This window comes from Caldovatus sediminis, assembly GCF_014644455.1.
Taxonomy (GTDB): domain Bacteria; phylum Pseudomonadota; class Alphaproteobacteria; order Acetobacterales; family Acetobacteraceae; genus Caldovatus; species Caldovatus sediminis.
Genome location: NZ_BMKS01000042.1, coordinates 1 through 674 on the forward strand (window position 1 = coordinate 1; position 674 = coordinate 674).

At 71.7% G+C, this 674-nt stretch carries 1 pseudogene and 1 other annotated feature; the pseudogene reads right to left on the minus strand.

Annotated features, from left to right (window positions below):
• A pseudogene (locus IEX99_RS22230) lies at positions 1–556 on the minus strand (IS3 family transposase); the annotation flags it as partial.
• Positions 187–303 (minus strand) — a sequence feature (AL1L pseudoknot). Its footprint overlaps the pseudogene before it by 117 nt.
• Positions 557–674: the final 118 nt, after the last annotated feature.

Sequence of the window (674 nt, forward strand, 5' to 3'; positions counted from 1 at the left end):
GACCGCGCAGCGGGCCACCACGACGCCTTCCCGGCCGAGCGGCCGCCAGACCTTGCGCGCGCCGTAAACCCCGAAGTTGGCCGTGTGCACGCGCCGGATCTGCTCCCTGAGCACCCGGTCCTGCCGGGCACGCGGGGAGGTCTTGGCCGGATCGGCGCGCTGTGCGACGTGCGCGTGGTAGGTCGACGGGGCGATCGGCAGAACCCGGCAGATCGGCTCGACCCCGTAAACCTCGCGGTGATCGTCGATGAAGGCGATCATGACCTCGAGCGGCGGTCGAGCTCTGCCATCGCGAAATTGGCCGAAGCCTTGCGCAGGATCTCACCAGCGCCTTGATGCGCTCGTGCTCGGCCGTCGTCGGCCCCGGGCGCTGGCCCCCGTCACGCTCGGCCTGCCGCACCCACTGCCGCAGCGTCTCGGTCGTGCACCCGATCTTGGCCGCGATCGAGCCGATCGCCGCCCACTGCGAGGCGTGGTCGCTCCCGTGCTCCAGCACCATCCACACCGCCCGCTCCCGCACCTCCGGCGAAAAGCGGTTCGAGGTCTTCTTCGTCATGGCTCCACCTTACTCAAGGGTTGGAGCCTCCGGCGAACCCGGGGCGGTTCAGCGGCGACCTGCTCGGGCGAGACGGCGGCGGAGGCGCGGCCCCGCGGGGCGTCCCGGAACAGGCCGT